The sequence below is a fragment of the Methylococcus capsulatus str. Texas = ATCC 19069 genome (genome assembly GCF_000424685.1).
Classification (GTDB): domain Bacteria; phylum Pseudomonadota; class Gammaproteobacteria; order Methylococcales; family Methylococcaceae; genus Methylococcus; species Methylococcus capsulatus.
Genome location: NZ_AUKJ01000020.1, coordinates 30,596 through 56,894, shown reverse-complemented (window position 1 = coordinate 56,894; position 26,299 = coordinate 30,596). Strand labels below are relative to the sequence as shown.

At 64.4% G+C, this 26,299-nt stretch carries 31 protein-coding genes and 1 tRNA gene; 24 read left to right on the top strand and 8 right to left on the bottom strand.

Annotated elements, in window-relative coordinates; genetic code table 11:
- The first annotated feature begins 111 nt into the window (after window positions 1–111).
- The 23 genes from csrA (at window position 112) to H156_RS0108875 (ending at window position 16,413) form a co-directional block, all read left to right on the top strand.
- Window positions 112–306 carry a carbon storage regulator CsrA gene (csrA, locus tag H156_RS0108985; protein WP_017364568.1) on the top strand — a complete coding sequence of 65 codons (195 nt, stop codon included), beginning with the start codon at window positions 112–114 and terminating at the stop codon, window positions 304–306.
- 18 nt (window positions 307–324) lie between these two features.
- Window positions 325–417 (top strand) — tRNA-Ser (locus H156_RS0108980).
- Between the two features lie 150 nt (window positions 418–567).
- Window positions 568–822: a 30S ribosomal protein S16 gene (gene rpsP, locus H156_RS0108975; RefSeq protein WP_017364569.1), complete on the top strand. Its 255-nt coding sequence runs from the start codon at window positions 568–570 to the stop codon at window positions 820–822.
- A complete protein-coding gene (gene rimM / locus H156_RS0108970) occupies window positions 822–1,340 on the top strand; it encodes a ribosome maturation factor RimM (RefSeq protein ID WP_010959753.1) in 519 nt (172 codons plus the stop codon). Before rpsP ends, rimM begins: the two co-directional genes overlap by 1 nt.
- Before the next feature lie 16 nt (window positions 1,341–1,356).
- Entirely contained in the window at window positions 1,357–2,112 is a 756-nt protein-coding gene (gene trmD, locus H156_RS0108965) for a tRNA (guanosine(37)-N1)-methyltransferase TrmD (protein ID WP_010959754.1), read from the top strand.
- Between the two features lie 4 nt (window positions 2,113–2,116).
- Window positions 2,117–2,461 carry a 50S ribosomal protein L19 gene (rplS, locus tag H156_RS0108960; RefSeq protein WP_010959755.1) on the top strand — a complete coding sequence of 115 codons (345 nt, stop codon included), beginning with the start codon at window positions 2,117–2,119 and terminating at the stop codon, window positions 2,459–2,461.
- A gap of 83 nt (window positions 2,462–2,544) precedes the next feature.
- Window positions 2,545–3,474: a site-specific tyrosine recombinase XerD gene (xerD, locus tag H156_RS0108955; RefSeq protein WP_017364570.1), complete on the top strand. Its 930-nt coding sequence runs from the start codon at window positions 2,545–2,547 to the stop codon at window positions 3,472–3,474.
- Window positions 3,475–3,490: 16 nt separating this feature from the next.
- Window positions 3,491–4,273, top strand: a complete 783-nt coding sequence (gene lpxA / locus H156_RS0108950; protein WP_010959757.1) for an acyl-ACP--UDP-N-acetylglucosamine O-acyltransferase — start codon at window positions 3,491–3,493, stop codon at window positions 4,271–4,273.
- A gap of 25 nt (window positions 4,274–4,298) precedes the next feature.
- A complete protein-coding gene (locus H156_RS0108945) occupies window positions 4,299–5,258 on the top strand; it encodes a Gfo/Idh/MocA family protein (protein ID WP_010959758.1) in 960 nt (319 codons plus the stop codon).
- Window positions 5,255–6,349 (top strand): DegT/DnrJ/EryC1/StrS family aminotransferase, encoded by a 1,095-nt coding sequence (locus tag H156_RS0108940; RefSeq protein ID WP_017364571.1) that lies wholly within the window; start codon window positions 5,255–5,257, stop codon window positions 6,347–6,349. Before H156_RS0108945 ends, H156_RS0108940 begins: the two co-directional genes overlap by 4 nt.
- Window positions 6,342–7,496 carry a lipid-A-disaccharide synthase gene (gene lpxB, locus H156_RS0108935; RefSeq protein ID WP_017364572.1) on the top strand — a complete coding sequence of 385 codons (1,155 nt, stop codon included), beginning with the start codon at window positions 6,342–6,344 and terminating at the stop codon, window positions 7,494–7,496. The genes H156_RS0108940 and lpxB overlap by 8 nt, the downstream gene beginning before the upstream one ends.
- A 72-nt stretch (window positions 7,497–7,568) precedes the next feature.
- A complete protein-coding gene (locus H156_RS0108930) occupies window positions 7,569–8,069 on the top strand; it encodes a GreA/GreB family elongation factor (RefSeq protein WP_017364573.1) in 501 nt (166 codons plus the stop codon).
- A 12-nt stretch (window positions 8,070–8,081) separates the two neighbouring features.
- The gene (locus H156_RS0108925) at window positions 8,082–8,819 is read left to right on the top strand and encodes a M48 family metallopeptidase (protein WP_017364574.1); all 738 of its coding nucleotides are present in this window, start codon (window positions 8,082–8,084) and stop codon (window positions 8,817–8,819) included.
- Complete coding sequence (locus tag H156_RS0108920) at window positions 8,819–9,307, top strand: protein disulfide oxidoreductase (protein WP_017364575.1); 489 nt, start codon at window positions 8,819–8,821, stop codon at window positions 9,305–9,307. Before H156_RS0108925 ends, H156_RS0108920 begins: the two co-directional genes overlap by 1 nt.
- A gap of 415 nt (window positions 9,308–9,722) precedes the next feature.
- The gene (locus H156_RS0108915) at window positions 9,723–9,878 is read left to right on the top strand and encodes a hypothetical protein (protein ID WP_017364576.1); all 156 of its coding nucleotides are present in this window, start codon (window positions 9,723–9,725) and stop codon (window positions 9,876–9,878) included.
- A 166-nt stretch (window positions 9,879–10,044) separates the two neighbouring features.
- Window positions 10,045–10,713 carry a tetratricopeptide repeat protein gene (locus H156_RS0108910; protein ID WP_238536808.1) on the top strand — a complete coding sequence of 223 codons (669 nt, stop codon included), beginning with the start codon at window positions 10,045–10,047 and terminating at the stop codon, window positions 10,711–10,713.
- A gap of 596 nt (window positions 10,714–11,309) precedes the next feature.
- On the top strand, window positions 11,310–11,846 hold the full coding sequence (locus H156_RS0108905) for a DUF4136 domain-containing protein (RefSeq protein WP_050998146.1): 537 nt from the start codon (window positions 11,310–11,312) through the stop codon (window positions 11,844–11,846).
- 137 nt (window positions 11,847–11,983) lie between these two features.
- Complete coding sequence (locus H156_RS0108900) at window positions 11,984–12,352, top strand: DUF3313 domain-containing protein (RefSeq protein ID WP_017364579.1); 369 nt, start codon at window positions 11,984–11,986, stop codon at window positions 12,350–12,352.
- A 188-nt stretch (window positions 12,353–12,540) separates the two neighbouring features.
- Window positions 12,541–13,362, top strand: coding sequence for a DUF2092 domain-containing protein (locus tag H156_RS0108895; RefSeq protein WP_017364580.1), 822 nt, complete (start codon window positions 12,541–12,543; stop codon window positions 13,360–13,362).
- 20 nt (window positions 13,363–13,382) lie between these two features.
- On the top strand, window positions 13,383–14,453 hold the full coding sequence (locus H156_RS0108890; RefSeq protein WP_017364581.1) for a DUF6515 family protein: 1,071 nt from the start codon (window positions 13,383–13,385) through the stop codon (window positions 14,451–14,453).
- 25 nt (window positions 14,454–14,478) lie between these two features.
- Complete coding sequence (locus H156_RS0108885; protein ID WP_161625740.1) at window positions 14,479–14,721, top strand: DUF3313 domain-containing protein; 243 nt, start codon at window positions 14,479–14,481, stop codon at window positions 14,719–14,721.
- Between the two features lie 9 nt (window positions 14,722–14,730).
- Window positions 14,731–14,964, top strand: a complete 234-nt coding sequence (locus H156_RS0108880) for a hypothetical protein (RefSeq protein ID WP_017364583.1) — start codon at window positions 14,731–14,733, stop codon at window positions 14,962–14,964.
- A gap of 57 nt (window positions 14,965–15,021) precedes the next feature.
- Entirely contained in the window at window positions 15,022–16,413 is a 1,392-nt protein-coding gene (locus H156_RS0108875) for a L,D-transpeptidase family protein (protein ID WP_238536809.1), read from the top strand.
- Between the two features lie 7 nt (window positions 16,414–16,420).
- Here H156_RS0108875 and H156_RS0108870 read toward each other — a convergent pair whose 3' ends face one another.
- The 8 genes from H156_RS0108870 to ccmD all read right to left on the bottom strand — a co-directional run bounded on the left by H156_RS0108870 (window position 16,421) and on the right by ccmD (window position 22,385).
- A complete protein-coding gene (locus tag H156_RS0108870) occupies window positions 16,421–17,047 on the bottom strand; it encodes a YqgE/AlgH family protein (RefSeq protein ID WP_238536810.1) in 627 nt (208 codons plus the stop codon).
- A 31-nt stretch (window positions 17,048–17,078) separates the two neighbouring features.
- On the bottom strand, window positions 17,079–17,396 hold the full coding sequence (locus H156_RS0108865) for a YceK/YidQ family lipoprotein (protein WP_017364586.1): 318 nt from the start codon (window positions 17,394–17,396) through the stop codon (window positions 17,079–17,081).
- Between the two features lie 104 nt (window positions 17,397–17,500).
- The gene (gene ccmI, locus H156_RS0108860; protein ID WP_017364587.1) at window positions 17,501–18,718 is read right to left on the bottom strand and encodes a c-type cytochrome biogenesis protein CcmI; all 1,218 of its coding nucleotides are present in this window, start codon (window positions 18,716–18,718) and stop codon (window positions 17,501–17,503) included.
- A 5-nt stretch (window positions 18,719–18,723) separates the two neighbouring features.
- Complete coding sequence (locus tag H156_RS0108855; RefSeq protein WP_010959776.1) at window positions 18,724–19,185, bottom strand: cytochrome c-type biogenesis protein; 462 nt, start codon at window positions 19,183–19,185, stop codon at window positions 18,724–18,726.
- The gene (locus H156_RS0108850; protein WP_017364588.1) at window positions 19,182–19,748 is read right to left on the bottom strand and encodes a DsbE family thiol:disulfide interchange protein; all 567 of its coding nucleotides are present in this window, start codon (window positions 19,746–19,748) and stop codon (window positions 19,182–19,184) included. Before H156_RS0108850 ends, H156_RS0108855 begins: the two co-directional genes overlap by 4 nt.
- Window positions 19,745–21,718, bottom strand: coding sequence for a heme lyase CcmF/NrfE family subunit (locus H156_RS0108845; RefSeq protein WP_017364589.1), 1,974 nt, complete (start codon window positions 21,716–21,718; stop codon window positions 19,745–19,747). Before H156_RS0108845 ends, H156_RS0108850 begins: the two co-directional genes overlap by 4 nt.
- On the bottom strand, window positions 21,715–22,176 hold the full coding sequence (ccmE, locus tag H156_RS0108840; RefSeq protein ID WP_010959779.1) for a cytochrome c maturation protein CcmE: 462 nt from the start codon (window positions 22,174–22,176) through the stop codon (window positions 21,715–21,717). The genes H156_RS0108845 and ccmE overlap by 4 nt, the downstream gene beginning before the upstream one ends.
- Window positions 22,173–22,385, bottom strand: a complete 213-nt coding sequence (ccmD, locus tag H156_RS0108835) for a heme exporter protein CcmD (RefSeq protein ID WP_010959780.1) — start codon at window positions 22,383–22,385, stop codon at window positions 22,173–22,175. The genes ccmE and ccmD overlap by 4 nt, the downstream gene beginning before the upstream one ends.
- Before the next feature lie 451 nt (window positions 22,386–22,836).
- Between ccmD and H156_RS0108830 the strand changes: the two genes are divergently transcribed.
- The gene (locus H156_RS0108830; protein ID WP_026597605.1) at window positions 22,837–26,034 is read left to right on the top strand and encodes a hypothetical protein; all 3,198 of its coding nucleotides are present in this window, start codon (window positions 22,837–22,839) and stop codon (window positions 26,032–26,034) included.
- Window positions 26,035–26,299 lie beyond the last annotated feature (265 nt).

Sequence of the window (26,299 nt, the reverse complement as noted above, 5' to 3'; positions counted from 1 at the left end):
TGCTAGAATCGATCAACTGGTAGATTGATCGCGCCTGACGGGTGGGGGTTGGCAGCGCGGCAGCCGCGGCTCTTGTCAACTTGGTGTGGGCAATGGACAAAGGAAGGGTTTATGCTGATTTTGACTCGTAGAGTGGGTGAAACCCTGATGATTGGTGATGACGTGACAGTCACTGTGCTGGGTGTGAAGGGAAACCAGGTGCGCATCGGAGTCAATGCGCCGAAGGACGTGTCCGTTCATCGCGAAGAGATTTACGAAAGGATCAAGAAAGAGCAGCAGGCCGGTCCCGAGCGCGACAGCGATTGATTCCTTCCCGTTTTCCCTGGAGAGATGGCCGAGAGGCTGAAGGCGCTCCCCTGCTAAGGGAGTATGCGGTCAAAAGCTGCATCGAGGGTTCGAATCCCTCTCTCTCCGCCAGTTCAGGATAAGCCCGGTGCCGGATGGCGACCGGGTTTTTCTTTTCAACCCTGGTGCTTCCCAGTGGGGCAAGACGGCAGGGCTTCACAATTACTCAGGATCGCATACAATACGCGTTTTTATCCGTACGGTTTGACTAGAGGCACAGGCATGGTAAGCATTCGGTTGGCGCGCGGCGGCGCAAAGAAGCGTCCTTTCTATCACGTCGTGGTTGCGGAGAGCCGCAGCAAGCGTGATGGCCGTTATATCGAGCGCGTGGGGTTTTTCAATCCGATTGCACGGGGCCAGGAAGAGCGCCTGCGGCTGGATGAGGGCCGCATCGCGTACTGGATCGGCACCGGCGCCAAGCCTTCGGACCGCGTGGTTTCGCTGATCAAGGAATTCAAGAAGCAGCAACAGGTTTGATGCCGGGGAATTCCGGCAATGATCGGTCCGTCGTGGTGGGCCGGGTTTCCGGCGCCTTCGGTGTGAGGGGCTGGGTCAAGGCCGTTTCCTTCACCGATCCTCCCGTCAATCTGGTCGGTTACCGACCTTGGACGTTGCGGCGGGGTGATGCCGAGCGCAGGGCCGACGTTTTGGAAGGCCGCGAGCACGGCAATGCAGTGATCGTGCGGCTGCAGGGCGTCGATACCCGTGAACAGGCCGAGGCGCTGAAAGGCTTCGAAGTGACGGTTCGCCGGAGCCAACTGCCGCCACCAGCGCCGGGAGAGTATTACCGTGTCGACCTGGTCGGCTTGAAGGTAGTCAACCTGGGAGAGACGGTCTTGGGCGAGGTCGTCGACGTGATGGAAACCGGTGCCAACGATGTGCTGGTGGTGCAGGGCGACCGCGAACGGCTTTTGCCGTTCGTACAGGGCGTATTCGTCAAATCCGTGAATCTGGAGGAGTCGCGGATAGTGGTCGACTGGGACCCAGGGTTCTGAAATAGCGGGTGGTTGCGTGCGTTTCGACATCGTGACCCTGTTCCCGGAGATGGTCCGGGACGCGGCGCGGTACGGTGTCACGGGGCGGGCGCTCGCCGCGGGAAAGGTCTCCCTGGAGGTGTGGAACCCCCGGGATTTCACCCGCGATCGTCATCGCACCGTAGACGACCGGCCGTACGGCGGTGGTCCCGGCATGGTGATGAAGGTGGAGCCCTTGCGGGATGCCATTCGTGCGGCGAAGGGGCAGGCGACGCCGGGGGCGCGGGTCGTGCTCATGAGTCCGCAGGGCACCCGGCTCGATCAAGCAGCGGTGCGCAGGTTCGCAGCGGCCCCGGGCCTGATCCTGGTGGCGGGCCGTTACGAAGGCGTGGACGAGCGTCTCATCGAAACCGAGATCGACGAAGAGTGGTCGATCGGCGATTACGTGTTGAGCGGCGGTGAACTGCCGGCCTTGGTCGTATTCGACGCGGTGGTGCGCCTCCTGCCGGGTGTGCTGGGCGACGCGGAATCGGCGGAGCAGGACTCTCATGCCGAGGGTTTGCTGGATCATCCGCACTACACCCGGCCGGAACGGGTAGCAGGGCGGGACGTTCCCGCGGTGTTGCAGAGCGGCAACCATGCCGCGATCGGGCGCTGGCGCCTGAAGCAGGCACTGGGGAAAACATGGCTCAAGCGGCCGGATTTGCTGGCCTGCCGGGTGATGACTCCGGAGCAGCTCGAGCTCCTGGATGAATTCAAGCGGGAATTTGAACTTCAAAAGAACAGAGGTTAGTTTCATGAATATCGTTCAACAGCTCGAATCCGAATGGATGAGCGGCAAGACCATTCCGGCGTTCGGTCCCGGCGATACCGTCGTGGTGCAGGTGAAGGTCAAGGAAGGCAACCGCGAGCGTCTGCAGGCCTTCGAAGGCGTGGTCATCGCCAAGCGCAACCGCGGCTACAATTCCGCCTTCACCGTGCGCAAGGTTTCCCACGGCGAAGGCGTGGAGCGCGTGTTCCAGACCTACAGTCCGCAGGTCGAGGAAATCCAGGTCAAGCGGCGCGGCGACGTGCGGCGGGCGAAGCTGTACTACCTGCGTGACCGTGCCGGCAAGGCGGCCCGTATCAAGGAAAAGATCTGACCGCTCGCAGGGCGTTTGCGCAGATTGATCGGTCGACGAGAATGAAGGGCGGTTTTTCCGCCCTTTGTTTTTGAGGGGAAGGGGTGAGTGAGGTTCTGCCCGATGCCGGAGCAGTCCGGGAGGCCGACCTTCTGGCGATCCAGCGCTTCGTCGAGTCGCTGTGGGTGGAAGAGGGTTTGAGCCCTCACACACTCAAGGCCTACGGGAGCGATCTCCGTCTCTTCGCAGCCTGGCTGGCAACCAACCGGCGCGCGGAGCTGACTGCACTGACCGGGGAAGACATCGAGGCCTATCTGGGGTGGAGGCACAGCCGGAAAAGCAAGAGCCGGACTTCGGCGCGCGTACTTTCCTCCATCCGGCATTTCTGCGCGTACCGACTGCGACGGGGAGAGATCACCGGTGATCCTTGTGCCTTGATTGCTCCGCCGAAGCTGGGGCGTTTCCTTCCCGACACGCTGACAGAATCGGAGGTGGAGGCCCTGCTGGCCGCGCCGGACGTCGATACGCCGCTGGGCTTCCGCGACCGGGCCATGCTGGAAATGCTCTACGCCACCGGTTTGCGCGTCTCCGAGCTGGTCGGTTTGAGCTTCGGCCAGATCAGTCTGCGCCAGGGGGTGGTCCGGATCAGTGGCAAGGGGGACAAGGACCGGCTGGTGCCTGTCGGCGAGGAGGCCCTGGACTGGCTGGAGCGCTATCTCGACAAGGTGCGGCCGGTCACCCTGAAGGGTAGGCAGAGTGATTTCCTGTTCGTCACCGACCGGGGGGGGGCGATGACGCGCCAGGCCTTCTGGCATCTCATCAAGCGTTACGCCGGGCAGGCCGGGATTTCCAAGCCGTTGTCCCCCCATACGCTGCGTCATGCCTTCGCGACTCATCTGCTGAATCACGGGGCGGATCTCCGCGTCGTGCAAATGCTGCTCGGACACAGCGACCTGTCGACCACCCAGATCTATACCCATGTCGCCCAGGAGCGGCTCAAGGAACTGCATACCCGCTTCCATCCGCGGGGCTGAGGAGGAATACAAGAGAATGTCCAGCATCCATCCCACCGCCTGTGTCGCGCCGACGGCCAAACTCGGCGCCGACATCTCCGTCGGACCTTTCGCCGTCGTCGAGGATTATGTCGAACTTGGCGACGGCTGCCGGATCGGTGCCCACGCCGTGATCCACGCCTACGTTCGGATGGGGCGGGCGAACGTGGTCCATCCCCATGCCGTGCTCGGCGGTCTGCCGCAGGATCTGGGGTTCGATCCAGCCACGGAAACCTATGTCGAACTCGGCGACGGCAACGTGTTGCGCGAAGGCGTGACCATCAGCCGGGCCACCCGGGCGGGCGGCTCGACCCGGCTGGGATCGAACAACTACCTCATGAACAATACCCACGTCGGTCACGATTGCGTGCTGGGTGACCACAACATCCTGGCCAGCGGCGCCACGCTGGGCGGTCACTGCCGGGTGGACGACCGGGTATTTTTCGGCGGCGGGGTGATGGTGCACCAGTTCTGCAGGATCGGCAGTCTCGCGATGCTGCAGGGACTGGCCGGCATCAATAAGGACGTGATCCCTTTCACCCTGGTCGGCGGCCGTCCCGGCAAGCACTATCGCCTCAATCTGATCGGCATGCGCCGGGCCGGCATCGACGGCGATCGGCTCAAGACCGTTTCGGCCGCCTTCCGCCGCCTGCGCGCCCGGGCAGGGCTCGACGGTCTGCCCGACACGCCGGAGCTGGCCTATCTACGCGCCTGGTGTGGCGCGGGTTCCAAGCGCGGCACCCTCGCCTTCTTCGAGCCGGAATCGCGCGAGCCGGACTGATTCAGAAACCCCCAAGGTTGCTTCCATGAATCCTTTGAAATGTGCCGTGATCGGCGTTGGTTATCTCGGTAAGTTCCACGCGGAAAAATATGCTGCCCTTCCGGGCTGCGAACTGGTCGCCGTGGTCGACGCCGATCCGGTCACCGCGGCGGAGATCGGCGATCGCCTGGGTGTCCGCGGCCTGACTGATCATCGTGCCCTGCTGGGCAAGGTGGATGCGGTGAGCGTCGTGGTGCCGACCAGTCTGCACCACCGCGTCGCCCGGGATTTTCTCGAGGCCGGCGCGCACGTGCTGGTGGAGAAGCCCATCACCGTCACGGTGGAGGAGGCCGACGAGCTGATCCGGATCGCCAAGGAAAAACAGCGCGTGCTGATGGTCGGCCACCTGGAGCGCTTCAACGCCGCCGTGCTGGGGCTGGACCTGGATCACCACAAGCCGCTGTTCATCGAATCGCACCGGCTGGCGCCGTTCAAGCCCCGCGCCAACGATGTCAGTGTGGTGCTGGACCTGATGATCCACGACATCGACATCATCCTCGACATGGTCGATTCCGAGGTGGAGCGTATCGATGCCAAGGGTGTGGCCGTGCTCACCGGCGACATCGACATCGCCAACGCCCGCCTCCAGTTCAAGAGCGGCTGTGTCGCCAATGTCACCGCCAGCCGGGTGAGCCTGAAGGTCGAACGCAAGATGCGCATGTTCATGCCCAACGCCTATGTTTCGGTCGATTTCCAGAACCGCGTGCTGGCCCGCCATCGCAAGGGCGAGGGCGAGATGTTCCCCGGCGTGCCGGAAATCCTCAGCGAAGAATCGGTGTTCGAGAACGGCGACGCCCTGATGGAGGAAATCCGCCATTTCCTCGATTGCATCCGCGAGCACCGGGAGCCGCTGGTGTCCGGAGCGGCCGGGCGCCGGGCGCTGGCGACGGCCATCGAAATCACGAATTTGCTGAAAGTTCAAGAATCGAGGAGTTGTACCGCATGATCCCCATGGTTGATCTCAAGACCCAGTATGCCCGGCTGAAACCGGAAATCGACAAGGGGCTGGCGGATGCGCTGGAATCCTGTGCCTTCGTGCTCGGCCCGAACGTGCAGGCCTTCGAGAAGGAGGCCGCCGGCTATCTGGGCGTGAAGCATGCCATCGGGGTGGCATCGGGTACCGACGCCTTGCATCTGGCCCTGCTCGCTGCCGGCATCGGCGAGGGCGACGAGGTCATCACCTCGCCCTTCACCTTCATCGCGACGGCGGAGGCGATCCGCTACGTCGGCGCCAAGCCGGTGTTCGTCGACATTGACGCCAAGACCTTCAATCTCTGCCCGGCAGCGGTCGAAGCCGCGGTGACGGCCAGGACCCGTGCCATCATGCCGGTGCATCTGTTCGGCCAGCCGGCCGACATGCCGCGGCTGCAGTCCATCGCCGAGTGCCATGGGTTGAAGATCGTCGAAGACTGCGCGCAGTCGTTCGGCGCCACCATAGGCGGCCGCCAGACCGGCAGTTTCGGGGTGAGTTCAGGTTTCAGCTTCTTCCCCAGCAAGAACCTGGGCTGCTACGGCGACGGCGGCCTGGTGACGACCGATTCGGACGAGGTGGCGGAGCAGGTCAGGATGCTGCGTAACCACGGCTCGAAGGTGCGTTACTATCACGACGTGATCGGCTACAACAGCCGGCTGGATGAGCTGCAGGCAGTGGTACTGCGGGTCAAGCTCAAATACATCGACGAATTCAACGCCAACCGACGCCGCGTCGCCCATCTGTATTCGGAACTTCTGGGCGGGATCGCCGAGGTGCCTTACGAGGATGGCATCGGCCAGCACGTCTACCACCAGTACACTCTGCTGAGCGACCGCCGTGATGCCATCCTGGAGGCGCTGCAGAAAGCCGGAATCGGCTGCGCGATCTACTACCCCGTGCCGCTGCACCGGCAGAATGTGTTTGCGCGGGATTACGCCGATCTCAGCCTGCCGGTCTGCGAGGCGGTGGCGGCGCGTTGCATCTCCCTGCCGATCTTCCCCGAGCTGGCGGAAGCGGACATCCGCAGGATCGCGGACGCGGTGCGCCAGGCGGTGAATGGCTGAGCGTGCTCCGCTGGTGATGCTGGTCGCGGGGGAAGTCTCCGGCGATCAGCATGCCGCTGCCATGTTCCGCGAACTCCGGACCCTGATTCCGCAAGTCCGCGGCATCGGTATGGGCGGCTCCGCCATGCGCGAGGCCGGCATCGACATCCGGGTCGATTCCACCGGGCTGGGCGTCATCGGTCTGGCCGAGATCGCCCGCCATTACGGTGAAATCCGCCGAGCGCTCGAGGCCATGAAGGCATTGGCCCGCACCGAGCGGCCCGATCTGCTGATCTGCGTCGACTACAAGGAATTCAATTTCCGCCTGGCCCGGGCCGCCAAGGCCGCCGGCATCAAGGTGCTGTTCTACGTCAGCCCGCAGGTGTGGGCGTGGCGGCCGGGACGGGTCAAGAGCTATGGCAAGGCGATCGACCACATGGCCGTGATCTTTCCCTTCGAAGTGCCCTTCTACGAAAGGCATGGCATTCCGGTGACCTATGTCGGTCATCCTCTTGCCGGTAGGATTGCGCCGGTGGCTGACAAAGGGAAGGTACGGCGGGAGCAGGGGATGGACGGGCCCGGTCCCCTGGTCGGCCTGCTGCCGGGCAGCCGGGGCAATGAAATCCGCCGGCTGCTGCCGATGCTGCTGCAGACCGCGGCGCGAATCGCCGGGGAGCGACCGGATGCCCGGTTCGTGCTGATCCAGGCGCCATCGGTCGCCGACGAGCTGTTGGCCGCCGAACTGGAGACGGCGCCGGTGCCGGTTCGGGTCGTCAAGGAACGGCGCCATGAGATCTTGGGCAGTTGCGATGCGGTGATCACCACCTCGGGCACGGCGACCCTGGAAGTCGCTCTCCTCGGCGTGCCCATGGTCATCGTCTACAAGCTGGCACCGCTGAGCTATTGGCTCGGAAGGCTGCTGGTAACCATCCCTTTCATCGGCCTGCCCAACATCCTGGCGGGGCGCAGGATCGTTGAGGAGTTCATCCAGCACGCAGCCAATGCGGAGATGGTCGGCGGCGAGATCCTGCGGATCCTGAATGATCCGGCCTACGCACTGCGGATCCGGGACGATCTGGTGGAGGTGAGGACCCTGCTGGGCGAAGGCGGCGGTTCCCGGCGTCTGGCCGAACTGGCCGCGGAATTGCTTGAACGGCCGGCCCGGTAGCGGCGCATTTGTTTCCCGCTGCCTGCAGGAGTATTCTCGCAAGCCGTTTTTCACTCACCCCGAAATGAACCCATGAGCCGTGCATTCGTCAAGGAAACCGACGGTGAAGAGCTGGACGATGGTGCGCCGGAGCGCCCCGTCAGCCCGCATCCGAACTACGTGACACCGGCGGGGCTGGCCCAGCTCCAGGCCAGGGTCGCGGAGCTCACGGCCGAACGGCAGCGTCTGCTGGGCGACGAATCGGTCGGTGCGAAACAGCAGCTCCGCCGTGTCGAGCGCGAACTGCGCTATTACGACGAGCGGGTCGTCAGCGCCATCCCGGTCGATCCCGCGGCTCGGTCCGGAGACCGGGTCCATTTCGGGGCGACGGTCGAGGTGGAGGACGAGGCCGGCAATGTGCAGCGCTATTCCATCGTCGGTGAAGATGAGGCGGACGCGGCCCACGGTAAGATCAGCTGGGTGTCACCCTTGGCCAGGGCGCTGCTGAATGCAGAGGCGGGCGATACGGTCACGTGGAAGAGGCCGGCCGGCGACAAGGAACTTCATATCCTTGCCATCCATCCTTACCGCTAGCTCTCTTTTGTCATGGAGCATTCCCTGCCGCCCTACCGCCTTCGCCGTAGCCCGCGTGCCAAGTATCTGCGGCTGCTGATACGTCCCGACGGCATCGAAGTGGTGGTGCCCACGGGGCTGTCCGACGCGACGGTACTGGCTTTCGTCCGTCAACACGGCGGCTGGGCCCAGGCGAGGCTGGAAGAACTGCTGGCGCGGCTGGCGAAGTTGCGGCAGGGCCAAGCCGAGCGGTTTCCGGCCGAAGGCGGCAGCGTGCCCCTGGAGGGGCGGGAGACACCGCTGTTCATCGAGGAAACCGGCGGCAGCCGGATCCGGGTCTCGCTGGAAGATCAAGGCTTGCGCCTCATCCTTCCCCGGACCTGCGGCGCCGATCGGGACCGTTACGTGCGCGATGCCCTGTTCGGCTGGATGAAGCGGAGGCTGCCTGGCCGCGTGACCGAACTGATCGAGCGGCATGCCCCGCTGCACGGGCTTTATCCGCGCCAGTTGCGCATCAAGAGCATGCGCACCCGCTGGGGGAGCTGCGGCCCGGCGAACGACATCAATCTCAATTGGCTGCTGGGGCTGGCGCCGCTTTCGGTCCTGGAGTACGTGGTGGTGCATGAACTCTGCCACATCCGCCACCGCAACCACTCCAGGGATTTCTGGGAACTGGTGGCGGCCCATCTGCCGGACTGGCGGCAGGAGCGCCAGTGGCTTGAGGCCCACGGCGGCGGCCTGATCCAACGCTTCGATCCGGCGTTCCGGTGATGGCTCACCGGTGGCGTAGGGCGCTGCGGTGGGGTGCGGTCGTCGCACTGTTCTTTGCCGTTCAGGGGTTCCTCAACCGCGACATGGCTTCGGGGCCCGCTCCCGCCATCGAGGGCAGTTTTCTCGATGGCTCCCCGGCATCGCTGGACGGCTTGCGCGGCCGGCCTGCGCTGGTCTACTTCTGGGCGAGCTGGTGCCCGATCTGCGGGACCATGGAGGACGAGATCGGAGTCCTCGCCCGCGACCATGCGGTCATCACGGTTGCGTACCAGTCCGGGGATGCGGGGGAGGTGGCGCGTCATGTCGCAGAGCGGCGCCTGGACTGGCGGGTCGTACCCGATCCGGACGGCACCATCGGTGCGGCTTACGGCATCCGCGGCATCCCGGCGTTTTTCGTCCTTGGACCGGACGGCACGATCCATTCCCGCAACGTGGGTTTCACGCCCGAGTGGCTGCTGCGTCTGCGGCTCTGGCTCGCGGCGGGTTGAGCGCCACTGTTCGGCGAAATCGCACTTTCAGTCGGCGCAGCGGGCTTCGAACCGGATGGATGATGAGGACCATCGAACACCCGAAGGCCAAGCCCGAAAAACCATCGACGAGTTGCTGACCGCGGCTGGCCGGCATGTCGCCGATGCCGACCGGACCAACATCCTCGCCCGCCGCGGCTTCGCCATACGCGAATTTCCCCTCCCATCCGGCCATGGTTTTGCCGATTACCGGCGTTGGTGCATGAATCAACCGATGGCAATGTTTTCCCTATCCCTGCTTTCCTCAGAGCCTGTTCACGATCTTCCATGTATTCATACGTCGCCGAGTGGAGCGAACCCGGTCCGGCCGGCATCAGCGTGCCGGAGCGGGCCTTGAAAAAACCAGGTTGGCGCGGTCCGTACCGGGCGCCTGGCCATGACGGGCTTCCTGGACATGTTCTGGCTGAAGGACGAGTCGCCGTCGGATTCCGACGGCCTTCCCGCGCCGGCGGTGATCGCTCGGGAAATCGTGGCGGACCTCGAGGCGGCATTGGACCGGTGCCGGCCGATCGGCGCGGATCTCGGGGAGTAAGGACGATCGGCTGGAATCGGCGTTCGGACGAGTGTGAACCTTGCGAATGACGTACGGTATGCTGTGCGTGTTCGATCTGACTCGATGGAATCCGAATCCAAAGATGTTTTCCCCGCGCAGGCTCCAATGCCAAATTCCCTGTCTCCACGCGCCCATGAGACATCTCGTGGCGTGGCTTCTCACGGCTTGTCTTTGCGGCGGGGCGTATGCCGAGGAGGACGCCGGAGTGAAGGCCGTCGAGCGCGGCGACTACCCTGCCGCATTGCGGGAGTTCAAGCAGGCGGCCGAGCGGGGTGAGTCCGCGGCCCAGGTGAATCTCGGCAATCTCTACATGAAGGGGCTGGGCGTCGAGCAGGACTATACGGCCGCCGAGCGTTGGTATCGCCAGGCCGCCGAGCACGGCGATCCCATGGGGCAGAGCAAGCTGGGCATCCTTTACTACTACGGTCTCGGCGTGGACAAGAACACCGACGAAGCCGCCCGCTGGTTTGTCAAGGCTGCGGAGCAGGGTGAGCCCGGCGCGGCGGCGGTGCTGGGTTCCATGTATGCCGAAGGCGAGGGCGTGATCCGCGACAACGTGAAGGCCTATTACTGGTACACGCTGGCTGCAGACGGGGGACAGACCGATGCGCTGCAAGCGCGTGCCACCCTCGTGGACGAAATGACGCCCGGCGAGATCGCCGAAGCCTTGCAGCGGGTCGGCGAATGGCGGGAGGCGCAGCTCGAGGCGGCCAAGTCCTCGGCACAGGATATAGCGGACAAGCCTTCTGGCGTGAAGGGAAAAAAGCGCAACGGAAGTGGCGGTGCTCGAAAAAAATCTCGAAATAGGGGATAAACTTTTGGAGAAATGGCACCACGTAAGGAGCGCCATCCGGCATCGACCAGGCTCAGTCTTCTCCAATGAAGGAATCACTAGGCGGCAAATCTCCTCCGCGGCGCGTCCCGCCGGGCCAATCACTCGGCTTCGACCGTAGGCCGCACCATCACGTCCATCTCCCGGTGACGCCATTCGTTCTCGGCGTCGTCAGCGCCGTCACCGAGAGGCTCGCGGTCCGCATCGTCGAGCGGCCGGTCATGTCAGCGTGCTCGTTTCCGGTATGCCGGCCACAGGCCGAACGCCGGTGCAGATTGCGCCGACGCCGAGTGCTGTCCTCACCATGTTCGCAGCCGGGCGCATGCATCCGCCAACCTCCCGTATGGCGCGGTCGAGCCATTGGCGCCCGCTTGCGTGTATTTCAGGTTCGTGACGCTGGCCATGGTGGGTCATGGCGACATCGTGCCCTTGGGTCGGGTGGCGGGAATGCCGTCCCATACCGGGGCGATCGCCGGTCGGATGTGCGTGGCGATACTGGTGGCCCGACGCGTCGGTATGCAATTCGCCCGATCCGGGGATCAGGCGCGATATAAACGCGATATTAAAGAGGAGAGACCGTGGATCGGAATACCTCGTGGAGACGGCCATCGGCGGCCGGATTGCTCGTCGCGGCGCTTCTTGCCGCATGTGCCACGATCCGGGTGGATACCGGCTTCGACAAGAATGCCGATTTTTCGCGGTACCGAACCTACTCTTGGCTCAACGGGCCGGCGTCCGGGGATGCGTCGGTGGACCGGCGCATCGTCGAGCTGGTCGATGCCGCGCTGCGCTCCAAGGGTTGGCGCAGGGCTGCCGAAGGCAGGGGGGATGCCGCTGTGGACGTCGAGGTCCTGACCGAAGAGGAGGAGCGCAACGACACCTACTACGACGGCTGGGTACTCAATCAGAACCTCGGTCCCGCGCAAACGGTGGTCACCACCTTCCGGGAAGGAACCCTGATCGTGAATGTCCTCGATGGCCGTTCCATGCGTCCGGTCTGGCGGGGCGTGGCTCATGAAATGCTTTCCGGGAATCCGGCCGAGAATGAAAAACTGGCCGAGGAGGCGATCGCCCGGATGTTCGCGGCTTTTCCGCCGGGGCCGGCGCCCCGTTAGACCAGCCGGCCGGCCGTGCCATCGCCTTTGGTGGGTTTCCGGCCCTGGCCCGATGCTGTAGGCTTGTCCGAGCGGGCCGCTTAACGGCGGTACGGGTTTCGTTGCGTTTTCGGCCGCTCTACTCGAAGGGGACGAAAGTGGAGGCAAAGTCTGCACCTTCCGCGGCGAGCGGCCTCGAGGGGACGTCGTCCGTCATCGCAGGCATAGGCCTGAAATGTGCTCTCCTGGGCAGCGTTTGTTCCAACGCCGTCGCCCGGGTCTCCGCTTCCGGTCGGCAGGATCTGGTCGACTGGCCCGGCTTGAAACGCAGGGAAAAAATCGGCGAGAAGATGCGGCTCGCCGACCGTCCCGGTTCCGCTGTCCTGAAATTGGGGGTGGCCATGACGGACGCGGAAAACGCGACGCCCGTGCTGCGGTCGGTGTCAATGATCGTTCCGCAGACGCTGTTCAATCTTCAGATATCTGGCGACGGACACCTTCCCCTTCGTCGTCGGCGCTCACGCTGAAGCCGAGGTCACCGATTCCGTGACCGGCCGGACGCTGGCGGTGGATCGCCGAACCGGCGGCTGCAGGTGTCCGATGTCTTCCAGTGGGCATGGAGCGACGCCCAGAACGCAATCGGCGCCCGGTGTGAACGGGCGACAAACGGGCTGGCCGCCGCGCTTTTTCCCGTCCTGACCTCGAGGAGTACGTGGTGAAACCGAATCGATGCCAACGCTGTTCCGCCGTCCTGGTGCTCGCCGGCCTGATGATTTGCCTCGGTGCTGCGGAGGCGGCCGACAAACCCGCCACTGGCACGGAGCACCCGCAGGAGCAGGTGATCGGCCCGCAGGTCGACCTGTTACTGCGGCAGATGGGGGACTACTTGAAGTCCGCCAAGGAATTTTCGGTGCACGTGGATGCGCTGTACGACGACCTTCTCGCTTCCGGCCAGAAGATCCAGCTCGCGGCATCCGACGACATCTCGGTCCGCCGCCCCGACCGCTTCCGGGTCCGGTACCGCACCGACATGGGCGGAAAGCGCTTCTGGTACGACGGCAAGACCTTCACCCTGCTGGACGAGGCGCACGGCACCTATGCCGTGGAGCAGACGCCGGCGGGCATCGACGCCACGCTGGACTATCTCATTGGCCGGCTCGGCTTCACGCCGCCATTGTCGGACCTTCTTTACAGTGATCCCTACGCCACCTTGAAGCAACACGTGGTGTTCGGGTTCCAAGCCGGGATGAGCGACGTGGAGGGGACGCCGTGCCATCATCTCGCCTTCGTCGGCAAGAACGTCGACTGGCAGCTCTGGATCGAGGACGGCAAACTGCCGTTGCCCCGGAAATTGGTCATCACCTACAAAACGCTTCCAGGCGCGCCGCAGTATATGGCGGTGCTGTCCGACTGGGACTTCGCCACCCATCTGCCGGATTCCGCCTTCAGTGCCGTGATCCCGCCCAAGGCCGACCGCATCGGTTTCTTGAAAGCCGCGGTTTCCGCCGGGCAAGAGCGGGCAAAAAAAGCGCCGTGACGCGAGGGGAGGACAAGCGCATGAATCGAAATACCGGATTTGAGAAGCGGCTGGGCATCACCGTATTGGCGTTGCTGTTGGCCTGTGCGGGGTTGCCCCGGATCGCCGGCGCACATGGCGGTTTCGGCGGCGGTTTCGGGGGTGGCCATTTCGGAGGCGGATTCGGTGGGGGAGGATTCGGCAGCCATGTCGGGGGTGGCGGTTTCGGTCAGCGCGGAGGGGGCGACCGCGGCGAGGAAGGTCCGCGTTACGGCGGGACCGGGATAGGCGGCGGCAGTTTCGGCGGCGGCGGCCTGGGCAGTGTGCGGGCCTCCGACGGCGCGGACGGCGCCGGCCATGACTGGCGGCAGAACGCGAATCGCGATTTCGGAAATGGAGTCCAGGGTTTCCAGGCCCCGGAAGACCGCCAGGCGGCGACGCCGGCCCAGCGTCAGGAAGACCGGGACGATGAAGTCAACACGGCTCAGCAGAATCGGGAAAAGGAAATCGACACCGTCCAGCAGAATGCCTATAAGCAGCAGGATGCCATGGCGCAATACCATTATCAGCAGGCGGAGCAGCTCCAGAAGAACCGCTACGACTACTACGGCGGCGGCAATTACTACGGGCCGGTGTTCATCGGCGGTACCTGGGGCGGCTATTACAGCGGCATGGCGATGATGGGCATGATGGAGGGCCTCATGATCGGGGAGATGGTCGCTTCGGTGCCGCGCAACTCTCAGCCGGTCGTAGTCGAGAACAACACCTACTACTACTCGAACGGTGCCTATTATCTGCCGCAGGGTTCGGGTTACGTGGTGACGCCGCCGCCCCTGGGAGCGACCGTGACCAGCCTGCCGCCATCCTGTGTCACGGTCTACAGCGGCCAGCAGCCTTATTCCGATTGCGGTGGGGCGTTCTATACCCCGTCAGGCGGCGGTTACACGGTGGTCATGCCGCCTCCCGGCCTGACCGTGAACTCGCTCCCCGGCGGCGCGGCGACCCATACCGTCAACGGTGTCCGGTACTACGAGTTCGGCGGCGTCTGGTACCGGCCGTTCTACAGCGGCAGCGATGTGGTCTACCAGGTCGTCAACAGTCCGAATGCCTGAACCCATCATTTTCCGGAGAACCGTCGTGAAGATTTCGAACGAGGAAAAGGGGAGCGGCGGGATGCCCTCATCCCGTGACGTTTCCGGCCGCTCCCGTGCCTTGCCGGGCGCCGTGGCAGTGGCACTTCTCTGCGGCTGCAGCGCGACCAAGCAGGCCCGGGAGGTCCAGCCATCGGGATTCCTGGGAAGTTACTCGAGCCTGCGCAAGGGCAACGGTGACGGGCCCTTGCTGGTCTATGCCAATCCGGCCGCGGATTGCCGGAAATAAGGCAAAGTGATGGTCAATCCCGTCACGCTGTGGGCGAAAACGGGCGATTCCTGGCTGCAGAGGCTCGAGCCCAAGGACCGCGACATGCTGCGCAAACTCGGCACCGATACCCTGCTGGAGGTGATGGACAAGGCCCGGTTCGAGGTGGTGACCCGGCAGATCCGAGCTCAGGGGGCCAAATCCGCCGATCTTCTGCGCTCCTGTGGCGCCTGCCCGAAGGGGCGGGGTTACAGCGTCGAGTGATTCGCCGGGCGTGAGGCGTGCGCTGTGCGTGGCATGCATGCTGCTTCGGCGTATGGCATGAACGTCTTACACTTTCCTGTCTTTGTCTCGGCTCGCCGCCTGTGCGGCCATTTCTCTCTCCCTTTGCCGCGGCCCTTGATTCTGATGGCCGTGGCCGGCGCCCTGCTCGGAGGCTGTGCTTTCACGCCGCCGCCGCGTGAGGCGCCTCCGAGCCCGCCGCCGCTTCCTCTTGCGGTCGAAAAACACCGGTTCAGTGTGGCCGGAGACGAAAGCGTGGTCGGTCAGCTTGCATCGGTCGAGATCCGCGACGGCGATACTCTGTCGGACATCGCCCGCCATTACGGCCTGGGATTTCAGGAGCTTGCCGAAGCCAACCCGGGCGTCGACCCGTGGGTGCCGGAAGCCGGCCGCCGGCTGGTGCTGCCCTTGCAGTTCACGTTGCCGGACGCGCCGCGCAAAGGCGTGGTCATCAATCTGGCGACGATGCGTCTGTACCATTTTCCGGCCAAGGCTGCGGAAGGCGTCATCTCCACCTATCCGGTCGGTATCGGCAAGGAAGGACGCTCGACGCCCACGGGCTACATGACCGTGGTTCGCAAGACCGAGTTTCCGACCTGGTATCCCACCGAGAACATCCGCAGGGATCATGCGCTGAAGGGCGATCCGCTGCCGCCGGCGGTGTCGCCGGGCCCCGACAACCCGCTGGGCGACTACGCAATGTATCTCAGCCGTCCGCAGTATCTGATCCACGGCACCAACAAGCCTTACAGCATCGGTTTCCGGGCGAGCAACGGCTGCATCCGGTTGTACCCCGAGGACATCGCCGCCGTGTTCCCCGAAGTGAAGCCCGGAGCGGCCGTGCGTATCGTGAATCAGCCCTATCTGGTGGGTCGTAAAGGCGGGCAGGTCTACCTGGAGGCGCATGAGCCCTACGAGGAGCTGAATCGGGCCCGGCTGAAAAGCGAGCTGACCGCACGGCTGAAACGTCTGGAAAAGAAGGACGGCGTCGTGCTGGACTGGACCAGGGTGGAGCAGGTTCTTTCCGAGGCGCGCGGCATCCCCGTGCCCATTCAGGCGAATTCGCCGCCGATGGCGGCCGTCGTGGCCCAGGCGATCGAGCTTCGGCGGCCCGTCGCCTGGTTCGGCCGGCCGGAGCTTCCCGCCGCAGATGCGGGCGGCTGGCTGGTGAAGGCAGCGACGACACATGAAGAATCGAGTGCCCGCCGCGTCGCAGCGGTACTCAATCATCAGGGGCCGCCGATCCCCGCGCGGGCGGTCAAGGCCGGCGATGGCTTCGAAGTGCTGGCCGGGCCGTTCAAGGACGATAAGACCGCCAAAACCGTGGCTAAGCGCTTGAAGATCGATCTGGAACTCGATGCCGAGGTGCGCCCGCCCGTCGATTCGATGCACGTGGCAGGGGCGAGGCCTTTGGCGCGGTCCGGCCAGTGATGGCGGGTTACAGGGGCAGGCCGGCATGCTTGAGCGCCTCTTCCCAGACCTTGTCCGGCTCTTCGGAGAAAATCAGGGAAGTGTCGGCGGGGGCGAGTAGCCAGTCGCCACGGGCGATCTCGCCATCCAACTGGCCCGGCGACCAGCCGGCATAGCCGAACAGCATGCGCACCTGCCGGGGCCCGCGGCCGCGCGCGATGGCTTCCAGGACATCCAGGCCGGTCGAGAGGGACAGCCCCTTTTTCAGCGCGCGTGTACTGGCGCCGGCGTAATCGTCCGAATGCAGCACGAAGCCTTGCCCGATTCCCACCGGGCCACCGAGATACAGCTTGATTTCGCGCTGCGCTTTGGAAGCCAGTCCGAAGGCTTCCAGCAGTTTCCCCAGTGGACCCGCCCCGGCGAGGCGGTTGACGATGAGGCCCATCGCACCGTCCGCGTTGTGGCTGACGACATAGATGACGCTGTGCGCGAAGATGTTCGCCGGCATCTTCGGATGCGCGACCAGGAACTGCCCAGAAGTATCGGCATGCCCCTCGGGGATTTCCGGTGGACGCACGTAGGCCGAGGCGGCGGAGCCGAGTGCCAGCGCGGCCGAAAGAACGAGGAGCACCGTTGAGAAAAGGCGGGACGGCATGGCCGGAGTGTATCCCATGCCGTCGCGGGAATCACTTGCGCTTTCTCCCGGCGAAGTCTTCCGGGTGATGCATGCGGTAGAGATCGTAGGGCAGGGCCAGGGTGTCGAAGACGGCGCCGACCGGCAGGTCCAGCACGAAAGCGGGGAGCAACAGTACGTGCATCCAGCCGGGATAGGGCAGTCGGCCGTCGACGGCCGCATCGATGTCCTTCACTCCTTGCTGGGCACCAGGGTAGACGGTCCAGCCTTGCCGCGGCAACACATCGGTACGGGCCCGGATGCTGGCGCATCCGCTCGCCAGGGCGGCTGTCAGGACCAGGATGATGGTGAGGCCGCGCTTCGTGTTCATGTTTTTGTTTTCTCCCAAAAATGCGATGGCGCCTCGGAAAACGCGCCGGCGGATGAGCGGACTTTTGCCGTAGCCGTCAATATAGCCTATCGGCGGAGCCGACGTCAGTTCACCACCTGCCCAATTTCCACCGAATAGGTGCCGCCGTCCTGCGCCTCCACCGGAGAGGTGAGCCCCTGCAGGTCGCCGGGGGAGGGCATGGCGTTTCCGGTCTTGGACACACGGGCGCCAATGACGATACGCGGGAAGGACGACAGTTTCATGCCGGGGGCCATCGCCATGCCGTCATTCAGGGTGATTTCGGCCGGCAGGTCGCTGACCTTCTTGCGGCTGATGGCCAGTGGCATGGGCGGGCCGTCCGCCGCGCGGGCGAAGACGAAGACGACATCGTCAGGGCCTGCCTGGCCTTTCAGCTTGTTATCGAGGGTTACTTTCACCCGGATGCTCTTGCCCGCTCCGGCGGCTGCGGGAGCCGTGTCCGCTCTGGCCTGGGGCGGTGCCGTGCCCGCCAGCTCGGCGATGTAGCCGTCCAGTTGCCGGGTCTGCTCGCCGTCCGGCGGCAGCAGCGAGCGGAGCTTCTTCCAGTACTCCAGGGCCTTGGGTTTGTCCTCCCGTTCCACGGCGGCGAGGCCGGCCAGCCAGAGGCTGTGCATGTGATCCGGATTGCGTTGTAGGACGCCCTCGATGATTTCGGTGGGCTTGCCCGCGAGGCTGCCCTGGTTCGCTTCGCCCAGCGCCTGGGCGTAGAGCGCCTCCACGTCGGGATTGCCGGGCGCCAGCTTCAGAGCGAATTCATAGGCCTGCACGGCCTTGTCCGTCTGCTGGACGGCCAGGAGCGAGCGGCCTAGCAAGAGCCAGCCGTCCAGATCATTGGGCTGCTGCTGGAGCCGTCTGGAGAGCTGCTCGATCCTCGCCTGCAAGTCCCCGGCGGCCATGGCCGGCTCTGCGGCGGCGACGGTGGCCGGGCGGGCGACCAGGTCCATCCGGCCGAGCCCTCCATACAGCGCCAGGATTGCCAGCGGCAAGGCCGTCAGCACGACGATGACGGCGGTTTTCCCGGCCTCCGGCGGCTGCCGGCGGGGGCCGGTTTCGGCAGCGGCGAGGTCGGCCAGGAGGTCGCGGTCGAATTCCTCGCCGAGCCGCTCCGCCGCCTGGTCGTCGCCCGTCTCGGCCGCGAGTTCTTCCCGCTTCTGGCGGTTGATCAGCCAGTTGAGCCTCGCGCGGTCCACGCCAGCGGCAGATTTCTGCCCGAGCAGGGTGGGAAGGAAAAAGCCGTAGCCGGCCAGCAGCAGGGTCGCTGCCAGCACCCAAAACGATGTCATGTGGTTTACCCCTGGAATCGGTCTTTCAACTGCTGGAGGCGTCGGCGTTCTTCCGCGGAGAGAGTCGCGTCCTGCTGCGCGGCCGCGGCGCGCCGCCTGGCCTGCTTCCACAGGAAGACGGCGCCGCCGGCCAGCAGCAGGAAGGGGCCGAGCCAGAGCAGTAGTGTGATGCGCTTGAACGGCGGGCGGTAAAGCACGAAGTCACCGTAGCGTTCGGTCAGGAACCGCACCGCTTCTTCGCTCGACTTGCCGCTCTGGATGATGTTGTAGACCTCGGTACGCAGGTCTTTGGCCAGTTCGGCGTCGGATTCGGCCAGCGACTGGTTCTGGCAGACCAGGCAGCGCAAGTCCTTGATGAGCGTTTCGTAGCGCTCCTCTTTGGCCGGATCGTCGAACTGGCGGATTTCCATGGCTTCCGCGGCGGAAATGGCCAGCATGCCGCACAGGCAAAGAATCAGTCGTTTCATGCGGCGCCCTGCAATTCGCGGATCAGTGGCAGTATCTTGTTTTCGAGGTCTTCATGAGTCACCGGTCCGGTCTGCTTGTAGCGGATCACGCCGTGCTTGTCGACCAGGAAGGTTTCCGGCACCCCGTAGACCCCCCAGTCGATCCCCGTCTTGCCGTCCTCGTCGAAAACGCTGGCCCGGTACGGATCGCCGAAGCGCTTCAGCCAGGCGAGGGCATCATTCCGGGTATCCTTGTAGTTGAGCCCATAGATCGGGACGATGCCGCGCTTGGCGAAGTCCACCAGCACCGGATGCTCCTGGCGGCAGGACACGCACCAGGACGCCCACACATTGAGCAGGAACACCTGCCCCTTGAGCTGTTCCAGGCTCAGGGTACGGTCGGCAGCGGCTACCTCGGGCAGCGAGAACGCCGGGGCCGGCTTGCCGATGAGGGGGGAGGGCACTTCGCGCGGGTCCAGGGTCAGGCCCACGCCCAACAGCACGACCAGCAGAATGAAAATGACGAGAGGAATGGCGAAACGCATGTGTGATGTCACCGTGGGGTTGCGTTCGATAGGCATCAAATTGCACGGGACGCGGCGCGTCCGGCAACTGCGCGGGTTTCAGGCAGCGGCAGGCGGTAGCGCCGGTCGCTGACGGACAGGATGCCCCCGGCGATCATGAACAGGCCGCCGGCCCAGATCCAGCGGATGAACGGTTTGACGTAGAGCCGCACGCTCCAGGCGTTCGTGTCCAGTGGCTCGCCGAGGGCGACATAGAGATCGCGGGACAGACCGGGGTCTATCGCAGCTTCGGTCATCATGTTGCGCTGCACCTTGTAGTTCCTCTTCTGGGGCCGAAGTTCCAGGCTTTCGCCGTCCCGCTCCACCCGGAAAGTGGCCTGCTGGGCCGAGAAGTTCGGCCCCTGCACGGTCTCCGTGCCGAGGAAGTGGAAGGTGTAGCCGGCCAGCATCACGCTGTCGCCAGGCGCCATGCGTACCAGCTTTTCCTGACTCAGGCGGTCGGACAGCACGGCGCCCACCAGGAACACCGCGACGCCGAGATGCGCGGCGGTCATCCCGTAGACGCTGGGCGACTGGGCGCGCAGTCCTTCGAGCCACCCGTCGCGCAGCCGGATCCGGCTCCACAGGCTGAGGCAGGCGCTCGCCGCCAGCCAGAACGCGCAGCCCAGCCCGGCCATCATCTTGAAGTCGGTCTCGTCCCAGGCCAGGGCGGCGAGCGCGATGCCGGCCACGAAGCTCGCCGGGAACAGATAGCGGACCCGGTGCAGGATGCGGCCGATCGGGCTCTCCCGCCAGGCGAACATCGGCCCGATACCGGCGAGCAGGAAGATCGGCGCCATCAGCGGAGCGAACACCGTGCCGAAATACGGCGGGCCGACCGAAATCTTGCCCAGCTTCAGCGCGTCCAGGATCAGCGGATAAAGGGTGCCGAGCAGGATACTGCCGGAGGCGGTCACCAGCAGGATGTTGTTGAGCAGCAGCAGGTTTTCCTTGGACACCAGGCTATAGCGCGCCACATCGCGCACGGCCGGCGCCTTCACGGTGTAAACCAGCAGCGAACCGCCCACCACGATGGCCAGCAGGATCAGGATGAACAGGCCGCGGGTGGGGTCGGAAGCGAAGGCATGCACGGAGGTCAGCACGCCGGAACGCACCAGGAAGGTGCCCAGCAGGCTCAGCGAAAAGGCGAAGATCGCCAGCAGCACGGTCCAGGCCTTGAAGGCGCCGCGTTTCTCGGTGACGGCCAGCGAGTGGATAAGTGCGGTGGCGACCAGCCAGGGCATGAAGGAGGCGTTTTCCACCGGGTCCCAGAACCACCAGCCGCCCCAGCCCAGTTCGTAATAGGCCCACCATGAGCCGAGGGTGATGCCGCCGGTCAGGAACAGCCAGGCCACCAGGGTCCAGGGCCGTGACCAGCGCGCCCATGCCGAGTCCAGCGAGCCGCCCAGCAGGGCGGCGATGGCGAAGGCGAAGGCTACGCTCAGTCCCACATAGCCCATGTACAGCATGGGCGGATGCACCGTCATGCCGAAATCCTGCAGCAGCGGATTCAGGTCGTTGCCGTCGGGCGGCACCGGTGTCAGCCGCTCGAACGGGTTCGAGGTGAACAGGATGAACAGCAGGATGCCGACGCTCACCAGCCCCATGATGCCCAGCACCCGGGCCAGAAAGTCTTCCGACAGGCTGCGGCTGAACACCGTCACCGCCGCTGTCCAGAGACCCAGGATCGTGGCCCACAGCAGCATCGACCCCTCATGTGAGCCCCATACCGCGGCGATGCGATAGTAGAGCGGCAGGGCCGAGTTCGAGTTGCGGGCGACGTACTCCACCGAAAAATCGTTGTTGACGAAGCAGGCGGTGAGGGCGCCGAAGGATACCAGCAGAAACAGGAACTGCGCGCGGCCGGCCGGCTTGGCGACGCTCATCCAGATGTCCACGCCCTGGGAGGCGCCCATCAGCGGGAAGGCGCCCTGCAGGAGGGCCATCAGGAGGGCCATGATCAGGGCGATGTGGCCGAGTTCGGCGATCATTTTTTCCGGTACTCCGAGTAGTCGGCGGGGAGTCCACCGTTCTTCTTCAGGGATTCGGCGACTTCGGGCGGCATGTAATTCTCATCGTGCTTGGCCAGCACTTCGGTCGCCTGGAAAGTGCCGCCATCGTCGATCTGGCCCACGGCGATGATGCCCTGGCCTTCCCGGAACAGGTCGGGAAGAATGCCGGTATAGAGCACCGGTACGGCGTTCGGCCCGTCTGACACCTCGAAGCGCACGGTCAGGCTGTCCGGCTCGCGCTTCACGCTGTCCTTGACCACCAGTCCGCCGATGCGGAACGGATAGCCCTTCGGGGCTTCGCCGGAAGCGACCTGGGAGGGCGTGTAGAAATACAGGAGATTTTTCTGGAACGCCGTGAGGGCGAAGAAAGCGGCGAGCGACACGCCCGCCACCATCAGAGCGACCCACGTCATGCGTCTTTGTCGCGGCGTCATCATGGGCGGGACTCCTGCTTCAACTGGCGGCGAAGACTTTTCAGCATTTCGTTTTTGCGGCGCAGGGGAGTGATCAGGTTGAAGACGAGCACGGCGAAACACAAGCCATAGGAAGTCCATACATAAACGGCATAGCCGCCCATATGGAAGAATTCTTGAAAATTCATGTGCTTGAGGAAAGCCTCGGATGAAGGGCTGATTGGGATCGACACGATATGTTACGGCAAGGGCGAGTCCAGCGGCTACCGGAGAAATGGAACGGTGCCCGATGGCGCCGTTCCTTGTCCCGTGGGGCCGGGAGTCGAGCGTTCGCTGGAACGCCCAAGAATGAAGCACAAATCGGGCCGCCGCTTTCGTCCTGCCGACCTGCGACGGCCCGGTCGAGATCGAGCGGACGGAGGCAACCGCTTCCGGCGTGAGTGATCTGCCCTGAGCTGCATCATGTACCGTACCGCCGTCCGAAGGCTCCAGCCTCGCCGGCGATCTCGTGCGTGTAATGACTTACACGGTCAGCGAAATCGCGCGATCGGGGGAATCGGGGCTACCCTTCCCGATGGTAGGGATGACGTTTTTTGGGCTGGCTTGGTTATTGCTGATTATCATTTCGGCCGTCCATCCCCCACTCGGGCGCCGCGCACAACAATCAAGAATCCTGGAGGAACCATGAATACCCCTCGCCCTGCCACTGAGACGCGTCGTTCTCGGCGTCTCCTCCTCGGAGTCCCGCTGCTCCCGCTGGTTCTGGCTCTGGCGCCGCAAGCCGTCCCGGCAGCGGCCAAAATCAAGGTCGCCAAAACGGTCTGGTCGGACAAGGCCGGCACCCTGACGGTCGCCGGCAAAGCCAAGGGCGGCAGCGGCGCCATCGACATCTACGACATCAACGGCCGGTGGCTGGGCAGTGGCCAGGGCGACGGTTTCGCATTGACGCTCAGCCGGTCGGATCTGGCGGGCGTGCCATGCGCGGTGCGGGTTCGGTCCGGCGACGCCGAGGTCATCAAGGCGGTCAAGGGGGCGCCGAAGTCCTGTGCCGGTGCGCCCACTTGCAGCATCGTGAATCCCCCGGAGGGCAAGGCCGTGCAGGCCGGTGCCGAAACCGCCTTCGAAGCCACCGCGTCCACCAAGGACCCCGGGGCGCAGCCGCTCAAGTATGAATGGGATTTCGCCGGCGGCGCGATGGGTGAACTCATCGCCGGCAGCAATCCGCCCGCCTACAAACGTCCGGATACGCTGGCCACCACGGTCGCGTTCGTGCGCAACGACAGCCATTACCGGGTGAGGTTCATTGCCACCGACGCCAAGGGACGGCGCTGCGAGGACGCCATTGAGGTGCTAGTCGGGAACCCGCCCAGCGGGCTCCCGCCCAAGGTCACCGAACAGGAAGCCCCCAAACTGGGGAGCGAGTTGGCCGGCACCAAGGGCGATGTGGTGGTCCTCCCCTTTGAGGAGTGGACCTTCCAGAACCTCAGCGATATGAAGTACGACCGCAACGGCTACGGCTCGTTCTCGCCCACGGTCAATAACGTCCGCGCCTATGCCTTCAGGAAGGACCGGCTGCCGGTGTTCCTGAGCAGCAGCGAGGTGGAACTGCGCTACTCCGCTGCCTCCAATCCCACCGATCCAGCCGGGGCGGACTCCATCAACTCCACCAGCCGCAATTTTCCGGTGGCGGCAGCCTTCAAGGATGCGCTGCTCAAGAAAACCGATGTCTGGGAAATCCCCAGCCGCCCGGATTCGGAAAAGGCCGAGGACTATTTCGCCTGTTCCTGGATGATGACCGGCTATTGGGGTGCCTATGGCTGTGCCGCCGCGCTGGGCTTTCCGGTGGCCGACGAAGGCTATTTCAAGGCCAAGAAAGATGGGGCGGGCAACGTCGTCTCGGACGATCCCAATACCGACAACGGTCACGGTGCCTTCATGCCGGGCAAGGACAACCCCTACCAGACCAATTCGCCCCAGCCCTTCTCCAAGTTCGTCGCGGCCACCCAGTCCGACGGCAAGGACAAGGCAGCATCCTGGTTCGCCGCCAACATGTTGCCCTTCACCGACGTCGATGACCGGGGCCGGGTCAACCCCTATCCGCTGTTACGGGTGGAGGCGGTGGCCAAGGGGGGGGGAAGCGTGCTGGCCAGGACCGATGGTGTGGTCAGTGCCAGTCGCGATTTCCACTGCCGGGAATGCCATGCCAAAGGCAAGATCGCGGCCAATCCCAACGCCGGGCACACCCGGGCAGCATTTCACTCTAGCGCCTGGGGCGCCTACGCCGAAGGCTTGCGCCCCTCCTCACCTGAACGGATTTTGGACAAGCCGCGATTCTTCGACGTCAGCGATTTCGGGGGCGACCCGAACAATATCCACGATCAGGAATACGCCGCCGCGCTCAATTATTCGAGTATCCATGAGTTCTACGACAAGATTCCTTTTCTGGACGAAATGTTGAATGGCTCGCTGAGTGGACTCGGTAATCTCAACGGCGGCGGTCTAGTAACCAAGGATACGCCGCGGCCCTGCTATGGCTGCCACGCCACCGCCATCTCCTTCACGCCGTTTGGAACCGAATGGTGGGACGAGGAGGGCTTCAAGGTCAACGATACGGCCTATGCGCCCAATTACTCCATCGCCATCCACCGCTGGCATGGGGAACTGCAATACAACGCCGACAAATCCGACATCGTCCGGGATTCCAGAGGGGTCATGGCGCGCTGGGACTGGAAGACCAAGGGCCCCAACAACTCCACCAAGACCGGCAGCCTCTTCCCCATCTTCGACGACAACGGCAAGCAGTTGCCCATGGAGCAGAACTGCCTGCGCTGTCATGCCGGCCACCGTGAGCAGCAATACCGCGACCGCATGTACACGGCGGGCGTCACCTGTTACGACTGCCACGGCGACATGCTGGCGGTGGGTGAGGCCTTCCCCAAGAACTATCTGGCCAACAGGGACAAGCTCGGCTCGATCGACCGGGACGACTACCGCGTGCCGTGGTTCGACCAGCCCGATTGCGGTTCCTGCCATATCGGCGACGGCAATCAGGGCGCCGACAAGAGCGGCGGCTTCTTCAGCGCCGGGGTGATGAAGCGGGCCTTCGACGACGCGGATTTCTCCGCCACGCCCCGTGCCGTCGACCGGAGCGACCCCAACTCCCGGCGGTTCTCGGCAGCTCCAGTGGAAAACTACAAGGCTGCGTTCCCGACGTACTTCTACTGGGACGTCGTCGAAGAGACCGAGGAATTTCTGAGCAAGATCGTAGACACCAAAGTCGACGCCCCGCTGTTCCGGGAAGGCCGGGACCGTCACGGCAACGTCGCCTGCGCGGCCTGCCATGGAGCGGCGCATTCGATCTGGCCCAATCGAGACCCGAGCGCCAACGACAACGTCACCGCGCTGCAGCTCCAGGGCCACACCGGCACCATCCTCGAGTGCAACGTCTGCCACACGGCGGATTCGTTCGCCAGGAAAGAGGATCTGGATGGCGGCCAGTACAGCGGCGACGCCAAAGCCGGCATCCTGGGCGGGCCGCACGACATGCATCCGGTCAACGACCCGTACTGGTGGAAAGGCGCCCAGGGCGACGGAGCCAACAGCGACGGCACCGCCTACGGCGGCTGGCACAACGACTACGCCAAGCTGTCGGGGGTGAAGGGTGAAGACCAGTGCGCGGCCTGCCACGGCAACGACCACAAGGGCACGCGTCTGTCGAAGACGCCGGTGGACCGGGTGTTCGACTTCCGGGGCTTCGACGGCAAGAAGCTGAAGAAGGCCGGGTTCAAGACCAAGGTCGTGAAAGTGGCCGCCGGCACGCCGATCGGCTGCGATACCTGCCACAGTCTCCAGACCAGCTTCATCGGCTCGCCGGGACATTGACGGCAGTTCAAAGAATCGGCGCCAGGGAGGGCGGCGATGAGCGGGGCACGATGTGCCCCGCTTTTTTTGCCCGAGGTTTTACCTTGCGGACGCCTGGGTAGGGTGTCCACCCGCGCTCGGAGAGATTGCGCCATTTGCCTCATGGGGGCGTGGGATTTCACTCGGGGTTCCGGGGTGAATGAATAGCCCAACTCCCGTCGAGTTTCCCGATGTTCGCAACCCTCTCGATTTCCCGGGACATCGGCCTCCCTCCCAGTTCATGAAA